Genomic DNA, 18,272 nt, shown 5'->3' with positions numbered 1-18,272 from the left:
GTTCATATGATCTGGCCAAATACAATAAATGAGCTGTTGGATTTACAATATCCCGTTATTCAGGCTCCTATGTTCGGAGTAAGTACTCTCGAAATGGTTTCAGCTGCTGCCAAAGCCGGATGTCTTGGTTCCCTGGCACTGGCAGATCTTTCCGGAGAACAGTGCAGGGAGCTCATCAGGAAAACGAGATCCCTTACGGACAAACCGTTTGCTGTTAATATTTTTGTTCATTCCATTCCTGCTATAACCGATTCACTGAAAGAGCAATATCGGGAGTCTAAAAAGTTTATTGAAGAACTTGCAAAGGAAAACGGTATTGATGTAGAGCTTTCTTCTATTGAAGATGTTCTATTGAACAGCTATCATGATCAGGTGGATGTAATTATTGAGGAAGGTTGTAAGCTGGTAAGCTTTACCTTCGGGAACCTTGATGCTGAAAGTATTAAAAAATTAAAAGATAATAATACCATCCTTATAGGAACCTGTAATTCCGTGGAGGAAGCTTTGATCCTTGAAAATTCCGGTATTGATATTATTTGTGTCCAGGGAATTGAAGCAGGAGGACACAGAGGAACTTTTGAGACGGAAAATATTCCGCAGATTGGAGGACTGTCTCTTTTATCTCAGGTCTATGAGAAGGTTACGGTGCCCCTTATCTATGCAGGAGGAATCTATAATGCAACTACTTTAAAAGCTGCTAAAGACCTAGGAGCGCAGGGATTTCAGGTTGGAAGTATTCTACTGGCTTCCGAGGAAAGTGCTTTACGGCCTTTTGAAAAGGAAAGACTTCAGCAGGTAAAGGAAAATGAAGTAGTGCTAACCCGGAGTTTTTCAGGACGTTATGCAAGAGGGATCAGGAATGCCTTTACTGAAGCCTTGGAAGGATCTGCCTATATTCTGCCTTATCCTTATCAGAATAAATTGACGGGAGAATTGAGAAAAGCAGCGAGATTGGTAAAAAATGCTGATTTTGTTAATATCTGGGCAGGGCAGTCCATAGGCTGTTATAGTGAACATTCTACGGAAGAAATTCTTTCGCGGCTGATCAGGGAGGCAGAAACCTTGGACTAGATGATAAAATTAAAATATTGAATTAAAAAAAAGCACCTTTAATTAGGTGCTTTGTATTTTAAATCATTCATATTTTTCATTCAATAATTTCATTATATCACACAAAAATTACGGGAAAAGATTTTTATTTTTTAAATATTTCCCATATTTGGGAGTATTGAAGGAATTTGCTATCTTTAAACTTATAAAAACTAATAATTGATGATAAAAAAAATTATTCCCTGGCTGTTTCCCACAGCCCTGTGCTTACTTATACTTAATTCCTGCAGTACAGAGGACGATTACCTTAAAAGTAACGATGAGCAATATACTTTCAATAAGTTTCAGGTCTTTACTGAGCAAAACGGAATAACGGTTAATTATGCCGACGGTTTTAAAACCTTGATGGAACGTTATGACAGTCTTTATAATGTCAGTCATACGGCAAAAGCAATGAAAACTTCTTTCAGTAGGTCAGAAACAGTATCCGGTGAATATATAGAGTTTAATATCCGTTCTCAGGAATTTACCACGGATAAAGGGGAAAAGTATGTTCTTTTTCCTTTGATCAGAGACTATCAGGTTGCCGGTATAATGGTTGCTGCTTTAAAAGATGAAGAAACTTTTGTAGAATTTTACGAAATGTCTTCTGATGAAAAGAATTATTCTGAAATCTTGAGTTTATTTACAGCACAATATCTGAAAAGTACAGTAAATAACAGGCTAAATAAATATGCATGTGGTTTTCCTGGTTATCCTGCATGTGATATTGAGGGAATAATCATCACTGTTCCTAAATCCGGGGGAAACGGAAATGGATTACCATCAGGTGGAAGCGGAGGGACATCAGGAGGTTGTTCCATTTATGAAAACTGTATGGATGGCAATCTTGATGGAGGAGGTGGAGGTCTGCCGGAACTCAATATTAACCCTTGTTTAAAAATGAAATCAATCGGAAAAAATGATACTACAAAATCTTTAATGTCCGATCTAAAAACTAAAACAGCAGAAGATTCGGAATATGGATTTGTACTAACAAAAAATGGAAACGATTTAAATGGAACACCAATACAGGGAAGCTCTAATACAGGTGAAATAAATTTTGATGTGAACGCTCCTGTAAGTGGATTTATTCATAGTCATTATACAGGAATACTTTCAATATTCTCTGCTTCTGATATATTTGCAATTGCACAACTTTATAAACAAGGATTAATAGCAGATATGAATAGTTTTATTATGGGAGTCGTAACAGCTTCCGATACCCAATATATAATGGTGATAGATGATTCGATTAAATTGGGTGCTTTTGTTGCTAATTTATTTGAAGGAAATACTTTTGATCCAGTTGTTTTAAAAAATTATGAATTTGTATATCAAATGTTCGGTATAGATTATGATAATTCTGTGGTAAGCAATGAAAAAGGATTCTATAATTATTTAGAAGCTAATAATACAGGATTAAAAATATTGAAAGGAGATAATAATATGCTAAACTGGGGATTGCTGACAAAAGATTCTAATGGAAATATAATACTGCAAAATTGCCCTTAAAATTAAATTATGAAAACAAGAAATATTATATTGTTACTTATCATGATTTGTTTTTCTATGAAATATAAATCACAAACATTCAACTACTCGCCCGGAGCAAATAATCCAAATCATAATATTGATAAATTTATAGGAAATTGGATATGGAAAGAAGGCGGTAATACTTTTGAATTAATTTTTAAAAAAGAAAATATATCATTACCCATACAAGGAAACGTAAGGGCAGATGCTTTATATGGGTTTCATAAATATGTTAGTAATAATATATTAATTGAAGATTCTACAATATACTCTAATATCAATTATAATGCAAAGAAGACTACATTACTGGGGTATACACTAAAAGATCCGAATGTACTGAAGGGAGGAATAACACACCTTTCTAAAAACAACAAAAATGTTGAATTTGAAATAAATTATATAGATTCTACTCATATTAAATTGGTGAAAGTTCAAAATTATCCCGGTACAAAAATTAATATTCCCGGGCAAATTCCTTATGATTCTTCTATTTCATTCCCTCAAAACATAATTTTAACAAAACAATAAAAAATGCCCCAAAAAAGTGTCTACTTTTTGGGGCAGTCTAAAGTACTTTTGTATTTTTATCTAAAGTATCTATTTTGTTAAATCCAAGTTTCCAAAGTTACCAGAGCTCATCATCAGATAAACGCCCTGGGTTTTGTCTAAAGTATTCCAGTAAGCATGCAGGTCTTCCGCATTGGTAAATACTTTCAGATTATCATTTTTAAATTTTTCTTTAATCAGTTCCGGGGATATAGGATCCATTCTTTTGATTTTTAAAGCATCTTCGGAATAGAATACGATGGCCTCGTCCAGGCCGTCCATAGCGTGGTCGTACTGCTCCAGGAATACAGGATTAAGACTGGAATAGGTATGAAGTTCCAGGAATCCGTATTTATTATCATTGGGAAACTGTTCCTGAAAGGCTTTCACAGTTGCTTTCACCTTACTGGGTGCATGTGCAAAGTCTTTATAAAGAGTTCCCTTATCTTCTCTTTCTACTTTTTCGAGACGTTTTGAGGCTCCTTTAAAGCTGATGATCGCTTCATAGAAAGCTTCGTCCATAATACCCAGCTGCTGGCAGATATGTCTGGCCCCTTCAAGGTTAAGTAAATTATGGGCTCCGAAAACCGAAAGAGGAATATCTCCCATTTCTGTTTTTAAGAAAACATTTCCGTTGGTGATTTCATATTCAGGGGTTTTATAAGGTATCTTCCTGAAATAATTCTCGGCTTCCTCTACCACTTTTACGACTTCGGCGTCTTCTTCATTATATACAACAACTCCTCCGGGCGTTACACTGGCGACAAATTTCCTGAACTGTTCTACATAATCATCAAAAGTTTTGAAAACATTGATGTGATCCCAAGCAATACCGCTTATTAAAGCAATATTAGGCTGATATAACAAAAATTTGGAACGCAGGTCAATAGGAGAAGAGAGGTATTCATCTCCTTCCAGCACCATGAAATCATTATCCGGTGTCAGTTTTACCATGCAGTCAAAGCCTTCAAGCTGGGCCCCTACCATAAAGTCGATATCTTTATGATGAAAATTCAGAACATGAAGGATCATGGACGTGATGGTGGTTTTTCCATGAGAACCGGCAATTACCACACGGGTTTTGTCTTTAGACTGCTCGTAAAGAAATTCCGGATAAGAATAAATTTTCAGCCCAAGCTCTTTAGCCTTTGCAAGTTCAGGATTATCCTGATGTGCGTGCATTCCGAGGATTACTGCATCGATATCCGGAGTTATTTTTTCCGGAAACCAGCCCATTTCCTGAGGCAAAATACCTTTTTTCTCAAGTCTTGATTTTGAAGGTTCAAAAATAGCATCATCCGAACCTGTTACCTGATATCCTTTATCTTTTAACGCAATCGCAAGATTATGCATGGCGCTTCCGCCAATGGCAATGAAATGGGTTTTCAATTTATTTGTTATTTTTTTACATTGTTATTGATGACCTCCTGGAAGGCATTTACGATATTTTCCCAGTTGGTTTTGTAATTGGGCATAACTAAGCTGGCATCAGTCTTACTCCCTTCATTCGGACCTTTTTTTACATTGATAGATGTAGATACATTATCATACAATTTTTTGTGGTCTTCCTGTATTCTTCTAAAATTATTTTGAGAAAGAATATTGTCGAGGTGTTGCAGCTCTTCATTGGATATTTTAAAATCCTTCTTAATCTTCTTCCCCTGTCCTTCAAAAGAATAGTGTACATTATTACCTTTAATCAGTAGATTTTCATAGATAGGAGAGTAACCCCCGCTTTTGGAATAGCTGATATCAAAATCTGAATATACTTTTTGGCTATTACAAGCAATTAATACTATGACGGCGAATAAAATCCCTATTATTCTTTTCATATTTCCTGTTTTAATTATTTGAATCCGATTGTTCTAATTTTTTTGCTTTTAATTCTTCATCATAATTGTGTAATAGGTTGAAATCTTCTGTCTGCTCAATGGCAGTCATTATTTTCAATAATATTTCATGTGCGTTTTCGTTGTCATAATCAATATCCAGGGGCTTTTTAAACTCCATAGTAGGCTTTACCCCGGTTACTTTTACCCGAAGGCCTTTTTTATCGAATGCTCTTCTGAAACCATTGATCTTGATGGGAATTACTATTGGACGCTGATTTTTAACCAGCTTTGCGGTTCCTCTTCTTCCCTGGGCAAATGCTGAGGTCGTCCCTTGTGGGAAGGTAGCCACCCATCCGTTATCCAGTGCCTTCATGATGTTATCCACCTCGCTCATATCCACCATTCTGTTGACCGCTTTTCCTTCTGCTCTCCAGGTTCTTTTAACCGTTACCGCACCCGCAATTTTAAATATTTTGGGAAGGATTCCTTTATTCATGGTTTCCTCGGCTGCTACGTAATAGAAATCAATCTTGGGGTTAAGCAGGTATATAGGGTTTTTAATGGTATTTAAATACCCGTTGTTTACAGCACAAAATGCATGATACATGGCCGCAACATCCGCAAAGTAGGTCTGATGGTTGGAAACGAACAATACATTGGAATCCGGAAGGTCCACCAGGTTTTCGGTACCGGTTATTTTCAATTTATTAAAGCCATTGAATCTTCTGTAAGAAACAATCCCTAAAATAAAAATAATTAACCTCTTTAAAAAATAAGGTGTTCCGAATGCATCGGTGAAAATATTTTTCTTCGCCATCTTTCAAATAAACACAATGGTACAAATTTACATATTTTTCAGCAACTGGCTGAATTCACTCAGTATCATGGAGGTAGCCCCCCATATGATATAACCGTTAAAATTAATCACAGGTACTTCCTTGCCTCCTGCACCCGGTAATGCCATAATTTCAGGCTTATCAGGAAGATTAAGAAAAGAAGTAACGGGAAACTCTATAATTTCTACCACTTCGCTTTCCTGTAAAACGAAAACAGGGTTCTTTTTGGTATATGATATGAAAGGATATACATAAAAATTACTTGCAGGAATATAGATCGGGGACATCTCCCTTATTATCCTTACATAATATTTTTCAATGCCAATTTCTTCGGAGGTTTCACGGATTGCAGTTTCTGCAAAGTTTTGATCCATCTCTTCACGCTTTCCACCCGGCAGGGAAATCTGCCCGCTGTGTCTGTCGTGTTTATTCTCACTTCTCTGAATTAAAGGAAAGTACCACTCATTGTTTTTTAAGTATAATAAGATATTAACAGATGCCAGCTTCGGATTTTTCTCCAAAATCTGATCATAACTAAAAAACGGACGGGAAGGAGGGGAAAATACTCCATGTGCATTTTCTCCGGGGAGCTCAACGCTTTTAACTTTCTTTAAAAAATCTTTTCCGAAACTTTCCATTCATCAAATTTATGAATATATATTCAGGAAAAGGATATGCTTTAACATTAATTAACCATGATTTTGCTTATTTTTTTAATTATTTTTCACGGAGATTTTTAAAGAAAGAATTTTAATTATTGAGAAGAGATGACGGGGATGTGATGTACGTGGAAACGCACCGAGTTGGCAATGAAACAATATTCATTAGCCTTTTTATGAAGCTCCCGGGCTTTAGGAACCATTGATTCATCTTTTACAATAATGGTTGGGTTTAGCGTTACTTCTTTAAAGCTTCCGCTTCCATTGGATAGTGACCGGGTATTGATGTTCTTTATTCATTGAAATAGATATTTTACAGGTGGTTTTAATCGGAAATCCTCCAGTCGATGGCTCCACGGCCTTCTTTTTCCAGAAACTCGTTGGCTTGTGAGAAAGGTCTGCTTCCAAAAAATCCACCTCCGGCTAAAGGAGAGGGGTGAGGACTTTTTAAGAGTAAATGCTTGGGATTATCTATTCCGCTTGCAGCTTCTATTGCGTGATTTCCCCATAAAAGGAATACAAGAGGCTGTTCGTGACCGTTAAGGACCTGAAGTACCCGCTGGGTAAATTTTGTCCATCCCAATTTTTTATGACTGCCGGCCTGCCCTTCGTTCACGGTCCAGCTTGTATTCATCATAAGGACGCCTTGTTGGGCCCATGATGCTAAATAGCCATGGGAAGGAGGATCAATATTGAGATCGGTTTTAAGTTCTTTATAAATATTTTTAAGACTTGGTGGAATTTTAACATCAGGCTTTACGGAAAAGCTCAGTCCATGTGCCTGGTTGGCTCTGTGATAAGGGTCCTGTCCTATGATAACGGCCTTGGTATTGGGGTATGGACATAAATCAAAACAGGAAAACATTTCTTCTTTGGGTGGATAAACGGGTCCTTTTTCATAAGCTTCATTCACTTTCTGCATCAGTGAGGTAAAATATTCTTCTTTCTTTTCTGCTTCTAAAAATTCACTCCAGTTTTTCATGTACTTTTTCTATTTCCCTTCGAATATACGAATAATACAGGGATTTGAAAGATCAATAAAAAAGCCTTCAGTATCAAACTAAAGGCTTCTGTATTTTTTTAATTAGAATATCCTACCAATTCTTCTTTTTTGGAATTGTATACTTTGTATTCTAAATATTTAAATGAATCACGGGGAATAATGGTGACCCATTTTTTGTATTTTATAAACCATTTCATCTGGATGCTTTTAATACCTTTTGTAAGATAGGCTTCTACGAAAGGGTGTACATGAAGGAAAAGCTTTCCTTTTTCTTTCTGCATGATGGTTCTTATGGTTTCCCCCATTCTTTCTACAATTACGATGGGAGCTACGATTTCTCCATCTTTATTGGGGTTTTCTTCTTTGGTGTCAATCTGTTTTTCGGGGCGATTTCTCTGCCTGGTAATCTGGATAAGTCCGAATTTACTTGGAGGTAATATTTTGTGACGTGCCTTGTCCCGTTTCATTTCTTCCTTCAGGTGTTCATAGAGTTCTTTCCGGTGCTCAGCATTGGGCATATCGATGAAATCCACCACGATAATTCCTCCCATATCACGAAGACGGAGCTGTCTCGCAATTTCGGTGGATGCCATTTTGTTGACGTTTAAAGCATGTTCTTTATTGGCCGAGTTTCCTGTGGTGATATTATTTCCGGAATTGACATCTACGACATGTAATGCTTCGGTATGTTCTATGACCAGATAGGCGCCTTTTGAACTGGGAATATTAACGTGCTTTCCAAAACTTTGTTTAAGTTGTTTTTCCACATTATAATATTCTAAAAGAGGAATGTGAGAATCATAAAACTGAATGATGTTCTTTCTTTCGGGAGCGATTACTTCGAGGTAATTTTTCATTTCCTGTACCATCTGTTCATCATCACAGATGATATTGACAAAATCCTGATTGAAGTTATCCCTTAAAATGGCGGAAGCTTTGTCTTCTTCACTTAAAACCTTTGAAGGAACTTTATTTCTTTGAATATTTTTAAAGGTGTTTTCCCATTTTTGAATCAGCTGATTCATATCATTATGGAGGTCGGCTACTTTTTTGCCTTCGGCAACAGTTCTGATAATGACTCCGAATCCTTCCGGCTTTATACTTTCTATAAGGGTCCTTAATCTCTCTTTCTCTTCGGAAGTTTTAATTTTTTTAGAAATTGAAACTTTATGGTCGAAGGGAATTAATATTAAAAAACGTCCTGTTAAGGAGATTTGGGTAGAAATTCTCGGGCCTTTTGTAGAAATAGGTTCTTTGGTGATCTGTAAAAGAACGACATCGTCTTTTGCGATCACTTTATCCACTGTTCCGTTTTTGTTAATTTCCGGTTGTATCTGAAAATTCTTTAAACTGGAACTGGTTTGTTTTTTAGAATGGGTATCTTTTAAAAATTTTCTGTAGGTAAGATATTGGGGGCCTAGATCCTGATAATGTAAAAAAGCATCTTTGTCATAGCCTATGTTTACAAACGCAGCGTTAAGGTTAGGAGCCAGCTTTTTTACTTTTCCTATAAATAAATCCCCTACTACAAAATCGTTTTTGTCCTCTTCCTCATGAAGTTCACATAGTCTTCCGTCTTCGAGTAATGCAATTTTTGTAAGTTCATCCTCATGCGAAACTATAAGTTCTTTCTTCATTGTTGTTATAAGATAAAATTGTTAAGATTATAGGACATAGTTTGGAATAAATAGATTTTTAAAATTAAGAATTTGTAATGAAAACTACTATATTTTTTTAAATAAATAAATTTAAATCCCAACTGACATCCGGAATCTTATCGTTTCAAAACAAAAATATAGTCGGTGAATATTAAAAACTTAAAAACACCAACTATATTATTATATTGTAAATCTCGAGAAAAAGAGATTATTTTTTCTTATGTCTGTTCGCTCTTCTTCTTTTCTTTCTTTTGTGAGTTGCAACCTTGTGTCTTTTTCTTTTTTTTCCGCTTGGCATAATTTTAATTTTTAGTAACTAGTTAATATTCAGTTAATTATTTATTTTACTGCAACTTTAGTTTTTACTTTCTCAACAAAAGATTTTGAAGGTTTGAAAGCAGGAATGTTATGAGCAGGGATCTCAATTGCAGTGTTTTTAGAAATATTTCGTCCCGTTTTGGCCGCTCTTGTTTTAATAATAAAAGAACCAAAACCTCTTAGATAAACATTGTCTCCATTGTACATAGACGTTCTAATCTCCTGCATAAAAGCTTCTACAACTTTCTGTGTTTCATTCTTTTCTGTTCCCAACTTATTTGAGATGGTGTTTACCAATTCTGCCTTTGTCATTTCCTTTTTAAATTTTAATTTTTAGGTCTGCAAATTTAGTTAAAAAAATTGAAAATTAGCAAATTAGTTGATAAAATATTTTTGTAAACTATTGAGGTTTTTATATTTACTACAACAATGTGTGAGTTTTTAGGTTCACATACTGGAGTTGTAATATCCGTTTTCTACACAGAATCTGATGAGATGAAGCTTGGTTTTCAGCCCGAGTTTCTCAGTAAGCCTGTTAATATAGGTGTCAATAGTCCGCGTGCTTAAATTGAGCTTTTCCGCAATTTCCTTGTTGCTGAAGCCTTCATAACAAAACTTCATCAGCTGTATTTCTGTAGAAGAAAGTTCCTCCTGGCTTCTCTTTTGTCTGTCCATATATTCCTGTACGGCCAGAGGTTGTTTTTCCCATTCTTTGGAATAATGATCATAATCAAATTCATCCGAAAGAATTTTTCCTTTGATAATATCCAGAATGATGTTGCTCTTTTTCTGGCAGTAATAAATATTCGGAATCTTGTAAAGGATTTCCGCCATATCTTCCTGATAGGTCCCGGAATAGGTGATAATAGGAGTTTCTGTATTGCTTTTCCGGATGTACTTTATGGCTTCAATTCCGCTCAGCACAGGCATAAAAAGCTCCACAAGGAATACGTCTTCCTGTCTTCTGTATATCCTGTTAACAAGCTCATGCCCGTTATTGCAGTCATTCAGAAGTACATAGAAAGGGCTCTCTGTGAGCGTTTTAATCATTATTTTTTTAAAATAAAAATCACTGTCCGCTATAGAAAACCGTATCGTTTTGGATAAGATTTTACTCACTTTTTAATATCGATTTGGTGTTTGATAATTAAAATTCTGGTCCCAAATTTATGAAAAAGTTATCAAAGTTTGAAAATCCATTGGTATAAAGAAATTTCGTTAAAAACCTGATAAATTAAATATTGTGCGTAATTAATTTTTTTCCTATTTTCACATCCCCAAAACAACCACAAAATATGTCAACAAATAGTGACAAAAAACTGAACAAGTCTGATGTCAGATTGGGTATATGGAAGTTTATATTATCTTTCATTATACTTTCCGGTGTCTCCTTTTGTGCTGTATTTTTCTTTTTCAAGAGTTATGATATTCAAAGAAAAGGAATTCAGAAAGAGGTGGACGAATACAAGAACTTACTGAGTAGAAACGAATTATTGAAAATCCAGGTGGATAGTATTTATTACAGAATGAATCAGCTGGATATCAATAAGGTAGAAAATGATATTTTTTTGCGAAACTATATTATGGATAACGTAAGGGATGCTAAAAATATTATGGGTACGGACAGTGCTAAAAACTTCAAACACTATTCTGTTTTATTGAAGAATCTGGAGCCTATGCTGGCATTAAAGACCCAGATTATCAATATCTCCAATAAGGAGCAGACCGCACTCAGAGATCTGAATGAGTGTATGGGAAAAGTGGGAAGAGTAAACAGTGAGCTCAGGGTAGATCCTACCCGAAGATTTACCGGAAGTAGAAGAAAAAGATAAATATAAACACTATGCAGGGACAAATTACCTTATCTAAAAAAGAAAAGCATTACCAGTTTTTTTATCTGCTTCTAATGCTTCTTACCGCACTCTTATTCTTAGGAATCATCTTTTTAAAGGCTTTTGAATCGCCATTTTCGTCTTCGGATATGCTGGCTATTCAAACGCTGGAGCAAAAATCAAAATTCGATCAGCAACAAAAAATAGTTCAGCCCTTACTGGACAGCACCTTTAGCCAGATCAGCAAACTCACGGATGAAGTTCCCCAGCCTTTTGAGGAAAATAATATCCGGTACGGGATTAATGATATTGCCAATGCCTTTGAAAACGTAAGTGTCAATGATCTCCGTAAAGAAGGCTATCCTCAGATTGCCCAGTTCTACAAAATGTATTTTGACGACAAAAAGATTGTGTCCAAGAAATCTGAAAACATCAAGGTCTTTGAAAAGCAGTTCCAGGACTGCTCCATAGGATTTAAAGAAAAGAAAGACCAGCTGATACAAAGGGAAAATGCATTGAGATCCCGAAATCAGTAATTCCTGCCAATCACAAAGAAAAAAAATATAACGATAAAGCACATCTCACAATTATTAACTATGAATTATTTTCAGAAAAACAAAAAGAACATTATTATCGGTGTAATCGCAACTTTATTGGTTGCCGCATTGGTTGTATTATGGTTACAGAAAAAAGTAATCCATTCAGCAGATGACATAGTAGGAGTGGTTTACCCTTCCTCTGTATCTGTAGGAGACACCCTCTCCTTCGAAGATAAAACCCAGTTTGCCAAATTCAAAAAATGGGATTTCGGAGACGGGACCACTTCGGATAAGAGTAAAGGTATTCACTTTTATAACAGACCGGGATATTATCAGGTAACATTGATTATTGATAATAAATATTCCAAATCATTTCCGGTTTTGGTTTCTGCAAGAGGAATTCCAAAACCTAAAGACAGCGTGGTTACACCTACTACCATTGATGCCCAGACTCAGGCGATGCAGTTTGAAAATGTACAGTTCCGGGCTATTTCCAATGCCAAACAATTTACCTGGAAATTCGGAGAAACAGGCAATATTGACTCTAAAGAAAAGTTGTCCATTTATTCGTATAAAAAACCAGGAGATTATGTAGTTACTCTGTATACGGATCAAAATGTGGAACCTATCTTACACCATATAAAAATTCTGCCGGCTTATGACCCTCTTGATGATGGAGAAGTAAGCGTGGAAGATGCTTACGAAAAAGTTGATAATGATTTTAAATATCATTTACAGCAAATAGCGAATGGTAATAGTTTTAACTATCACTATAACTATCTGCTTACTAAGTATTTATGTAAAAATGAAAATACGGTGGTAAAAGTAAATGACAGTAAAATGAATAACTTTTACATGTACTGTGCTGGACTTCAGTTTGATAAGAATAATGTGATCCAGACGGTAAAAGTGAATTTTGATGACGCACAGAACTGTGTAACCAAAGTCGATATCAACCAAAGTAAATAATCGTAAAGCTTTTTTCTTAAAGCTCACCAATCAATTTAAAGATAAATATTAAGATGAAAAACAGATTTCCTCTAGCAGCATATTATATAGGAGTTTCAGCATTGTTAATCAGTTGTCAGGTAAAACTGCCGTCAAAAAGAACTCCTCAGGCCTCTCAGTATGGGCAAATAGATAATGAATCCGTCATTAACGGCTATCCTAAAAAATCAATTCCATGGATTGCTATATCAGACCGTTCCAGAAATACGGCCTATATAGATAAAAGTGACGAAAAATCTTATAAAGAAGTTAAGTTTTTGGAGCCTTTAATGGTCCTTAAAGAAAGAAACGGGATGGTAAAGGTTGCGGAATATATACCCGAAGCTTTAATGAAGAAAGTTTCTTCCAAATCCATTAAAACATATGGATGGATTCCGGAATCCGATCTTCTTTTATGGAACAGCTCTTTAAAAAATGAAAAGACCGGATATCCGGTACGGGTAGCCGTAGTGCCAAGTAACAGCGATGTTATCAGAAGTGCTGAAAGATATTATAAGAATGACTCCATTATGGTTTTTAATTCTCCCAGCCTGATAGAAGCTGCTAATGTTAAGATCCCTAACGGGCAGATGGTATACGTATACAAGCAGGCTGAAAATAATAAAAGGTTTTTGGTAGGTAAAAAGCCCACCATCGATATAGACAGTATCAGTACGGGATTATACGGATGGGTAAGCTCCAATGTGGTTTCTGCCTGGGGTGAGCGCTCTGCCATTAAAATGAAAAATCCTACAGGTGTAAAAGAAACTTCACTCGGGATCCATGAAGGGGCTCCCGGTGGATCTGATGCGGAAAGCAGAACGGCAATCCTTCTTACGGATGTAGACAAAAGACCGCCTTTGGATAATATATTCCCGATAAAGCTTGCATTAAAGGAAGCGGCTCCTGCAGATTCAAAAACGAAATATTTTACCAATATCCTGGATTACAGCAAGAACTATGTTTTTAATGTATTGGGAGAACCTATTTATTTCGATCGTTATAAAGAAATTACAGAAAGGGATAAAAATATCAATATTGTTTTTACCCTTGATATCAGTGGGGCCAATGCACCTTATGCTCCTATTGTAAAGTCTTTGTTACAGGACTTACAGCTGCGTTTTGAAAAGCCTTCTTATTTCGAATCTGTGAAATATGGCGTGGTTTTATATAAGAACAATCCATGCGGAGAGAATGTTGCGGTCTCTAATTTAAGTAAAGATTACAGCAAAATCACCACTTTCATCGATCAGAAAATGAATGAGATGAACTGCACCAGCGGTAGTGGTTATCAGCCGGTGAATGAAGGTCTTATAGCGGCCGGAAACCTTTTGTCTCCGTATCAGGATGAAACCAATATCGTGATTACGGTAGGAACTTCTGCCAACCAGAGTGGAAATATGTATGGGGTTATCAATTCCCTGACACAGGCTCAGGCCAAATTAATTATGTTCCAGACCAGTGCCCGTTCCGCCGATACCTACAATGATTTTGTATTATTGGCTGAAAATGTAGTGACCAATACCGCGAAAAATATTGCAGAGCTTAAAAAGCAGAAGATTATTAATCAAAATGATGTTCTCACCAAGAACAACTTTAATCTGGTAGAAGGAGATGAAGGGTTCTATTCTTTGGACTATCCGAAACAAAGTATGGCACAGGGCTTTGTCATTTTCCCTAAAAAAGGAGATATCACGACTCCGGGATTCCTGAAAAAATCGGTGGACAGCCTTATTACGCAGGTAACCATGGATAATGTGATGATTGATAACTCACTTAATGATTATTTCCATTCATCAGTGGGAGCAGGAAGAACGGATGTGGATTTAAAATATAAATATTTATATCCGGGATTAACGAATCCTGTACCTTCCGGAATTGCTGCACAGCTGATCAACTACGGAAGCCCGTTCCTGGTAAAAGGATATATTCCAAAAGAATTGAAAGATTTTCAGCCGGGAATAGAGAGGGGTATTCTGATTTCTGAGGCGGAATATGATAATTTAAAAGCTTTTTATACGGAAGTTTACGAAAAATCAAGAGCGGATAAAGGAGATTTTAATCAGTCTAAAGCCATCAAAGAATATGTAAAAATTCTTCAAAAATATAATCCGACAATCAGATCCCTGGAAAAGAGAGATTTATATGAACAGCCTATGTCTTATGCCGTAGGAGTGACCACAGGTTTCGATAATTCAGGAGAAGAGCTGATGTCTCATTATAAGCTTAAAGGCTGGAGAAAATCTAAAATTATCACTAATGAAACGGTAAGAACCTATTTCCGCCATTATAAGGAACTGGCAGACAGAATGCTGGCCCACAGGAAAAATCCGGCGGTAAAAATAAAACAGAACGGACAGGAATTTTACTGGCTGAATGAATATTTCATGCCGACCATGCTTCCTGTAGAAGAACCTGAATATACTAAGCATTAGGGATTTAGAATAATAAAAAAAGTGGAAAATATAATTCTGCTTTTTTTATTTTTTTATCTTTGATAACACCCAAATCACGAATATATGTCTACCCAATCATCACCGCATGATGGCAAACACTTTGTCGTTCAAAAAGGTAAAGCACAATGTAACCAGGGAGACCAGTTCCCTCAGTATAAGGTTACAGCCCACGAGAAACATTACTGGAATGATGCAGAAGGTAATCCGGATTATCTGGCCGTAACGGAGGATGATCTGCAGTTTAACCCTTCAGGACCCAGCTTTGGAAAATGCAAATTGAGACCCAGCTCGGGAGGCTATCTTCCATGCGCGTATGCTCCGGCCGGTAAATGGCAGAAAACATATGAAAAAGTGAAAATCATGGGGAAGCAATGCCTAACAGAAATATCGGAACTCCAGTGTACGGTGGGAGGTATGATTAGCGTATTGGATCATGGTCAGCGTGGAGAAATGAGTAAACAGAATGTAAAAGAGGCCAACAGTAAAACCATTCAGCATATCAATCCGCTAGTAAAAATGGATGATTTCAAAGAAACGGCAGAGGAAAGTGAAATTGATGCTTATTAAATTGAATAGTATTGATCATGGCTAAAAAAGGAGTTTCAAAAATATCAGGAAATCCCCATCCTAAAGTAGGAGAACGTACCACGTATACCATCACGGAATGGTATCCGGCGACTCCATCTTCCCAACGTAATCCATCCTTAGTGACCTGGGAATTGTTTAAAAAAAGATCAAATGGTAAATTTACTTCAACCCAAATCAGGAAGAAAGGTGATGGTAGCTTTACTTTCGGAGAGGTGGCTTCCAAAAATACATATCGGTTAGAGGCTTATCTTCATCAATCTGAAGGAGAGGGACCTACCACCATAGAAATTAAACCCCAAACTGACAGCATACCAAGGATTAATAAAGTAGAACTATTGTATGCTGATGACTCAAAAGGTACTGTATTCAGCTATACGGAAAAATTAATAGCCAGAGCCAATTGTGTTAATCTGGCCGGGGAAAAGTTATTATTTACTCTTTGGGAGGATGATTCAAAAGGGGCCGGACACCATCCGGGAAATCTTTTTGTGGACAGTAAACAAGTTACAGTAGGTAAAAACGGGGTGGCCAGCGCAGAATTTCTTCTCACCAAGGCTTTGATGCAAAAAGCTATGAAAGGAGAAACCGATACAAAAGAACTTGAATTCTATGTAACGGTTGAGTATTATAAAAATAAGAAGCATGCCACCAATAATGTAGAGGTTAAAAACCCTGAACATAAAGCTCCGGGAAATCCTGTAAAAGCCAAAGGTTCGCCTGCTACCCAAAAGCCTCAATCTAAAAAGGAAGAAAAAGGAGTGGTAGATACCGTGGTAGATTGGTGGAATGAGCTATGGGACTGGGGAGAATCGAAAGGGACAGTGAAGCCTGAGGCGAAACCAGCTCCAAAGAAAAAGGAAGGGAAGAGTGTGAGTAGGGTGCAGCACCAAGAAACAAAAGGAGCAGATTGTGGAGAAAAATATTGTATTAAAAAAGGTGATAAAAATGAGTTAATTAGAGAGATAAATATCCGATTAGCTGGTTTTGGAGGAAATATTCCTACTGATGAATTTACGGACAGAACAGAAAAGATGATTAAGCAATTCCAGCGGGATTTTATGAAGGTTGAAGAAACGGGTAAAATATGTGGGAATGTATTGAGGGCTATTGACGATTTTTCTAAAACTTTTGATATATCCAATAATGTATGGGGGCAGTTAGGATGTTCTTGTGGTACAAAGGGTAGAGAAGTTGTAAGTAAACTAAGAGGTATAAAAGAATTAAACAAATGTGAAAAATTTGGAGATGGAACAGGAAGTAATACTGAGCCGGAAAAATTTAATAAATATGAATATCCCGGAATTCATCGATCTTTATTATTCGGATTAAAAGCAATACTTTTTTATTTAAGTAAGCAAAATACTTATAGTTTTGGTCTTGTAAGTTCTGGTTACAGATGCAGATTTAAAAATTTTAAAACAACGAACCATCAAGGAAAGGCAATTGATATACAATTTAATAAAGGAGATTGGAAAATAAGAGGTAGATTATATAAAAATATTACAGAGTTAAAATCTATAAGAGAAGAAATATTGTATAAATATCTTAATGCTAAAACCAGTTGGATTGAGAGAAATAATTTTAGTCTGGAACCAATCGGACTCAATAGTGATAATACAATAATAGATTCTAATCATACTTATAGCTGGATACATATGGATGTGCGAGAGTTTGATAAGATATATCTTGATGACAAATATTTTTGTAAAAATGTCACTACTTTAAATGGGAAAAACTTATTGCAAATAGCACTGGAACTTGGCTTTCAAAACATCTGTAGTTGTATAAAAAAATACGATTCTCCAAAAGATAATTTGGAAAATGAGACACTATTAGATTGTAATAGTAAATTTGAAAAAGTAGCCCCTATAATCCTAAAACATGAGGGTGGATATGTGAACCATGCTGCTGATAAAGGTGGTGCTACTAACAAAGGAATTACTTTTGCCACTTGGAAAAAATATGCTAAAGAAGATGTAAATGTTGAGCCAACTCTGGATAATTTAAAAAATATCACTGAAGATCAAGCTACAAAAATTTATAGAAAAAGATATTGGGAACCTAAAGGATTTTGTAAAATTGAAGATGAAAGAGTAGGATTAATGGTATATGACTGGACAATTACATCTGGAGGTGCTGGAAGACAAGTGCAAAAATTATTAAAAAATGAATTTAATCAGGAAATAGAGGTAGATGGTGCGATAGGAACTAATACTATTAATGCCTTAAATAATGTTGAGGATCAAGATAAATTGTTAATTAGATTAGCTGAAATAAGAAAAGAATATTATACTGATTTGACATTTACAGATGGTAAAAAGAATGATCAAGAAGTATTTTTAAAGGGATGGCTAAATAGAGTTGATGACTGTTTGAAATTTAAACCATAAAAA

The 18,272-nt window shown here is 35.9% G+C and carries 17 protein-coding genes; 9 read left to right on the top strand and 8 right to left on the bottom strand.

The genetic code is table 11. From position 1 onward, the window contains the following. Nucleotides 1-6 precede the first annotated feature (6 nt). From ABJ974_RS12225 to ABJ974_RS12215, 3 genes are all read left to right on the top strand, one after another. Nucleotides 7-1,071: an NAD(P)H-dependent flavin oxidoreductase gene (locus ABJ974_RS12225; protein WP_419868525.1), complete on the top strand. Its 1,065-nt coding sequence runs from the start codon at nt 7-9 to the stop codon at nt 1,069-1,071. Nucleotides 1,072-1,272: 201 nt separating this feature from the next. Then, nucleotides 1,273-2,604: a hypothetical protein gene (locus ABJ974_RS12220; protein ID WP_419868524.1), complete on the top strand. Its 1,332-nt coding sequence runs from the start codon at nt 1,273-1,275 to the stop codon at nt 2,602-2,604. A 9-nt stretch (nt 2,605-2,613) separates the two neighbouring features. Next, on the top strand, nt 2,614-3,153 hold the full coding sequence (locus ABJ974_RS12215) for a DUF6705 family protein (RefSeq protein ID WP_419868523.1): 540 nt from the start codon (nt 2,614-2,616) through the stop codon (nt 3,151-3,153). Between the two features lie 69 nt (nt 3,154-3,222). Here ABJ974_RS12215 and ABJ974_RS12210 read toward each other — a convergent pair whose 3' ends face one another. From ABJ974_RS12210 to ABJ974_RS12175, 8 genes are all read right to left on the bottom strand, one after another. Beyond that, nucleotides 3,223-4,560 (bottom strand): UDP-N-acetylmuramate--L-alanine ligase, encoded by a 1,338-nt coding sequence (locus ABJ974_RS12210; protein ID WP_419868522.1) that lies wholly within the window; start codon nt 4,558-4,560, stop codon nt 3,223-3,225. An 8-nt stretch (nt 4,561-4,568) separates the two neighbouring features. Next, nucleotides 4,569-5,003, bottom strand: a complete 435-nt coding sequence (locus tag ABJ974_RS12205) for a hypothetical protein (RefSeq protein WP_419868521.1) — start codon at nt 5,001-5,003, stop codon at nt 4,569-4,571. Between the two features lie 10 nt (nt 5,004-5,013). Further along, nucleotides 5,014-5,820 (bottom strand): lysophospholipid acyltransferase family protein, encoded by an 807-nt coding sequence (locus ABJ974_RS12200; protein ID WP_419868520.1) that lies wholly within the window; start codon nt 5,818-5,820, stop codon nt 5,014-5,016. 27 nt (nt 5,821-5,847) lie between these two features. Then, nucleotides 5,848-6,477 (bottom strand): NUDIX hydrolase, encoded by a 630-nt coding sequence (locus ABJ974_RS12195; protein WP_419868519.1) that lies wholly within the window; start codon nt 6,475-6,477, stop codon nt 5,848-5,850. Between the two features lie 346 nt (nt 6,478-6,823). Continuing rightward, the gene (locus ABJ974_RS12190; RefSeq protein WP_419868518.1) at nt 6,824-7,480 is read right to left on the bottom strand and encodes a uracil-DNA glycosylase; all 657 of its coding nucleotides are present in this window, start codon (nt 7,478-7,480) and stop codon (nt 6,824-6,826) included. 98 nt (nt 7,481-7,578) lie between these two features. After that, nucleotides 7,579-9,138 carry an Rne/Rng family ribonuclease gene (locus ABJ974_RS12185; protein ID WP_419868517.1) on the bottom strand — a complete coding sequence of 520 codons (1,560 nt, stop codon included), beginning with the start codon at nt 9,136-9,138 and terminating at the stop codon, nt 7,579-7,581. A gap of 360 nt (nt 9,139-9,498) precedes the next feature. Then, a complete protein-coding gene (locus ABJ974_RS12180; protein WP_002984212.1) occupies nt 9,499-9,789 on the bottom strand; it encodes an HU family DNA-binding protein in 291 nt (96 codons plus the stop codon). A 135-nt stretch (nt 9,790-9,924) separates the two neighbouring features. Continuing rightward, entirely contained in the window at nt 9,925-10,527 is a 603-nt protein-coding gene (locus ABJ974_RS12175) for a LuxR C-terminal-related transcriptional regulator (RefSeq protein ID WP_419868516.1), read from the bottom strand. Nucleotides 10,528-10,772: 245 nt separating this feature from the next. Between ABJ974_RS12175 and tssO (ABJ974_RS12170) the strand changes: the two genes are divergently transcribed. The 6 genes from tssO (ABJ974_RS12170) (at nt 10,773) to ABJ974_RS12145 (ending at nt 18,269) form a co-directional block, all read left to right on the top strand. Continuing rightward, the gene (gene tssO, locus ABJ974_RS12170; protein ID WP_419868515.1) at nt 10,773-11,309 is read left to right on the top strand and encodes a type VI secretion system TssO; all 537 of its coding nucleotides are present in this window, start codon (nt 10,773-10,775) and stop codon (nt 11,307-11,309) included. An 11-nt stretch (nt 11,310-11,320) separates the two neighbouring features. Next, a complete protein-coding gene (gene tssO / locus ABJ974_RS12165; RefSeq protein ID WP_419868514.1) occupies nt 11,321-11,845 on the top strand; it encodes a type VI secretion system TssO in 525 nt (174 codons plus the stop codon). Nucleotides 11,846-11,905: 60 nt separating this feature from the next. After that, on the top strand, nt 11,906-12,817 hold the full coding sequence (locus ABJ974_RS12160) for a PKD domain-containing protein (RefSeq protein ID WP_419868513.1): 912 nt from the start codon (nt 11,906-11,908) through the stop codon (nt 12,815-12,817). A gap of 53 nt (nt 12,818-12,870) precedes the next feature. After that, nucleotides 12,871-15,270: a type VI secretion system protein TssR domain-containing protein gene (gene tssR / locus ABJ974_RS12155; protein ID WP_419868512.1), complete on the top strand. Its 2,400-nt coding sequence runs from the start codon at nt 12,871-12,873 to the stop codon at nt 15,268-15,270. Between the two features lie 84 nt (nt 15,271-15,354). Then, nucleotides 15,355-15,858, top strand: a complete 504-nt coding sequence (locus ABJ974_RS12150; protein WP_419868511.1) for a DUF4280 domain-containing protein — start codon at nt 15,355-15,357, stop codon at nt 15,856-15,858. A gap of 17 nt (nt 15,859-15,875) precedes the next feature. After that, nucleotides 15,876-18,269, top strand: coding sequence for a glycosyl hydrolase 108 family protein (locus ABJ974_RS12145; protein WP_419868510.1), 2,394 nt, complete (start codon nt 15,876-15,878; stop codon nt 18,267-18,269). Nucleotides 18,270-18,272: the final 3 nt, after the last annotated feature.

This window comes from Chryseobacterium sp. CT-SW4 (assembly GCF_048572715.1).
Taxonomy (GTDB): domain Bacteria; phylum Bacteroidota; class Bacteroidia; order Flavobacteriales; family Weeksellaceae; genus Chryseobacterium.
Note: the sequence above shows the minus strand (reverse complement) of the source record. Positions and strands in the feature narration are given on the sequence as shown.

Coding starts and splice junctions, on each gene's coding strand:
- ABJ974_RS12225 (WP_419868525.1), top strand. CDS start 7: ATGATCTGGCCAAATACAATAAATGAGCTGTTGGATTTACAATATCCC.
- ABJ974_RS12220 (WP_419868524.1), top strand. CDS start 1,273: ATGATAAAAAAAATTATTCCCTGGCTGTTTCCCACAGCCCTGTGCTTA.
- ABJ974_RS12215 (WP_419868523.1), top strand. CDS start 2,614: ATGAAAACAAGAAATATTATATTGTTACTTATCATGATTTGTTTTTCT.
- ABJ974_RS12205 (WP_419868521.1), bottom strand. CDS start 5,003: ATGAAAAGAATAATAGGGATTTTATTCGCCGTCATAGTATTAATTGCT.
- ABJ974_RS12200 (WP_419868520.1), bottom strand. CDS start 5,820: ATGGCGAAGAAAAATATTTTCACCGATGCATTCGGAACACCTTATTTT.
- ABJ974_RS12195 (WP_419868519.1), bottom strand. CDS start 6,477: ATGGAAAGTTTCGGAAAAGATTTTTTAAAGAAAGTTAAAAGCGTTGAG.
- ABJ974_RS12190 (WP_419868518.1), bottom strand. CDS start 7,480: ATGAAAAACTGGAGTGAATTTTTAGAAGCAGAAAAGAAAGAAGAATAT.
- ABJ974_RS12185 (WP_419868517.1), bottom strand. CDS start 9,138: ATGAAGAAAGAACTTATAGTTTCGCATGAGGATGAACTTACAAAAATT.
- ABJ974_RS12180 (WP_002984212.1), bottom strand. CDS start 9,789: ATGACAAAGGCAGAATTGGTAAACACCATCTCAAATAAGTTGGGAACA.
- ABJ974_RS12175 (WP_419868516.1), bottom strand. CDS start 10,527: ATGATTAAAACGCTCACAGAGAGCCCTTTCTATGTACTTCTGAATGAC.
- tssO (WP_419868515.1), top strand. CDS start 10,773: ATGTCAACAAATAGTGACAAAAAACTGAACAAGTCTGATGTCAGATTG.
- tssO (WP_419868514.1), top strand. CDS start 11,321: ATGCAGGGACAAATTACCTTATCTAAAAAAGAAAAGCATTACCAGTTT.
- ABJ974_RS12160 (WP_419868513.1), top strand. CDS start 11,906: ATGAATTATTTTCAGAAAAACAAAAAGAACATTATTATCGGTGTAATC.
- tssR (WP_419868512.1), top strand. CDS start 12,871: ATGAAAAACAGATTTCCTCTAGCAGCATATTATATAGGAGTTTCAGCA.
- ABJ974_RS12150 (WP_419868511.1), top strand. CDS start 15,355: ATGTCTACCCAATCATCACCGCATGATGGCAAACACTTTGTCGTTCAA.
- ABJ974_RS12145 (WP_419868510.1), top strand. CDS start 15,876: ATGGCTAAAAAAGGAGTTTCAAAAATATCAGGAAATCCCCATCCTAAA.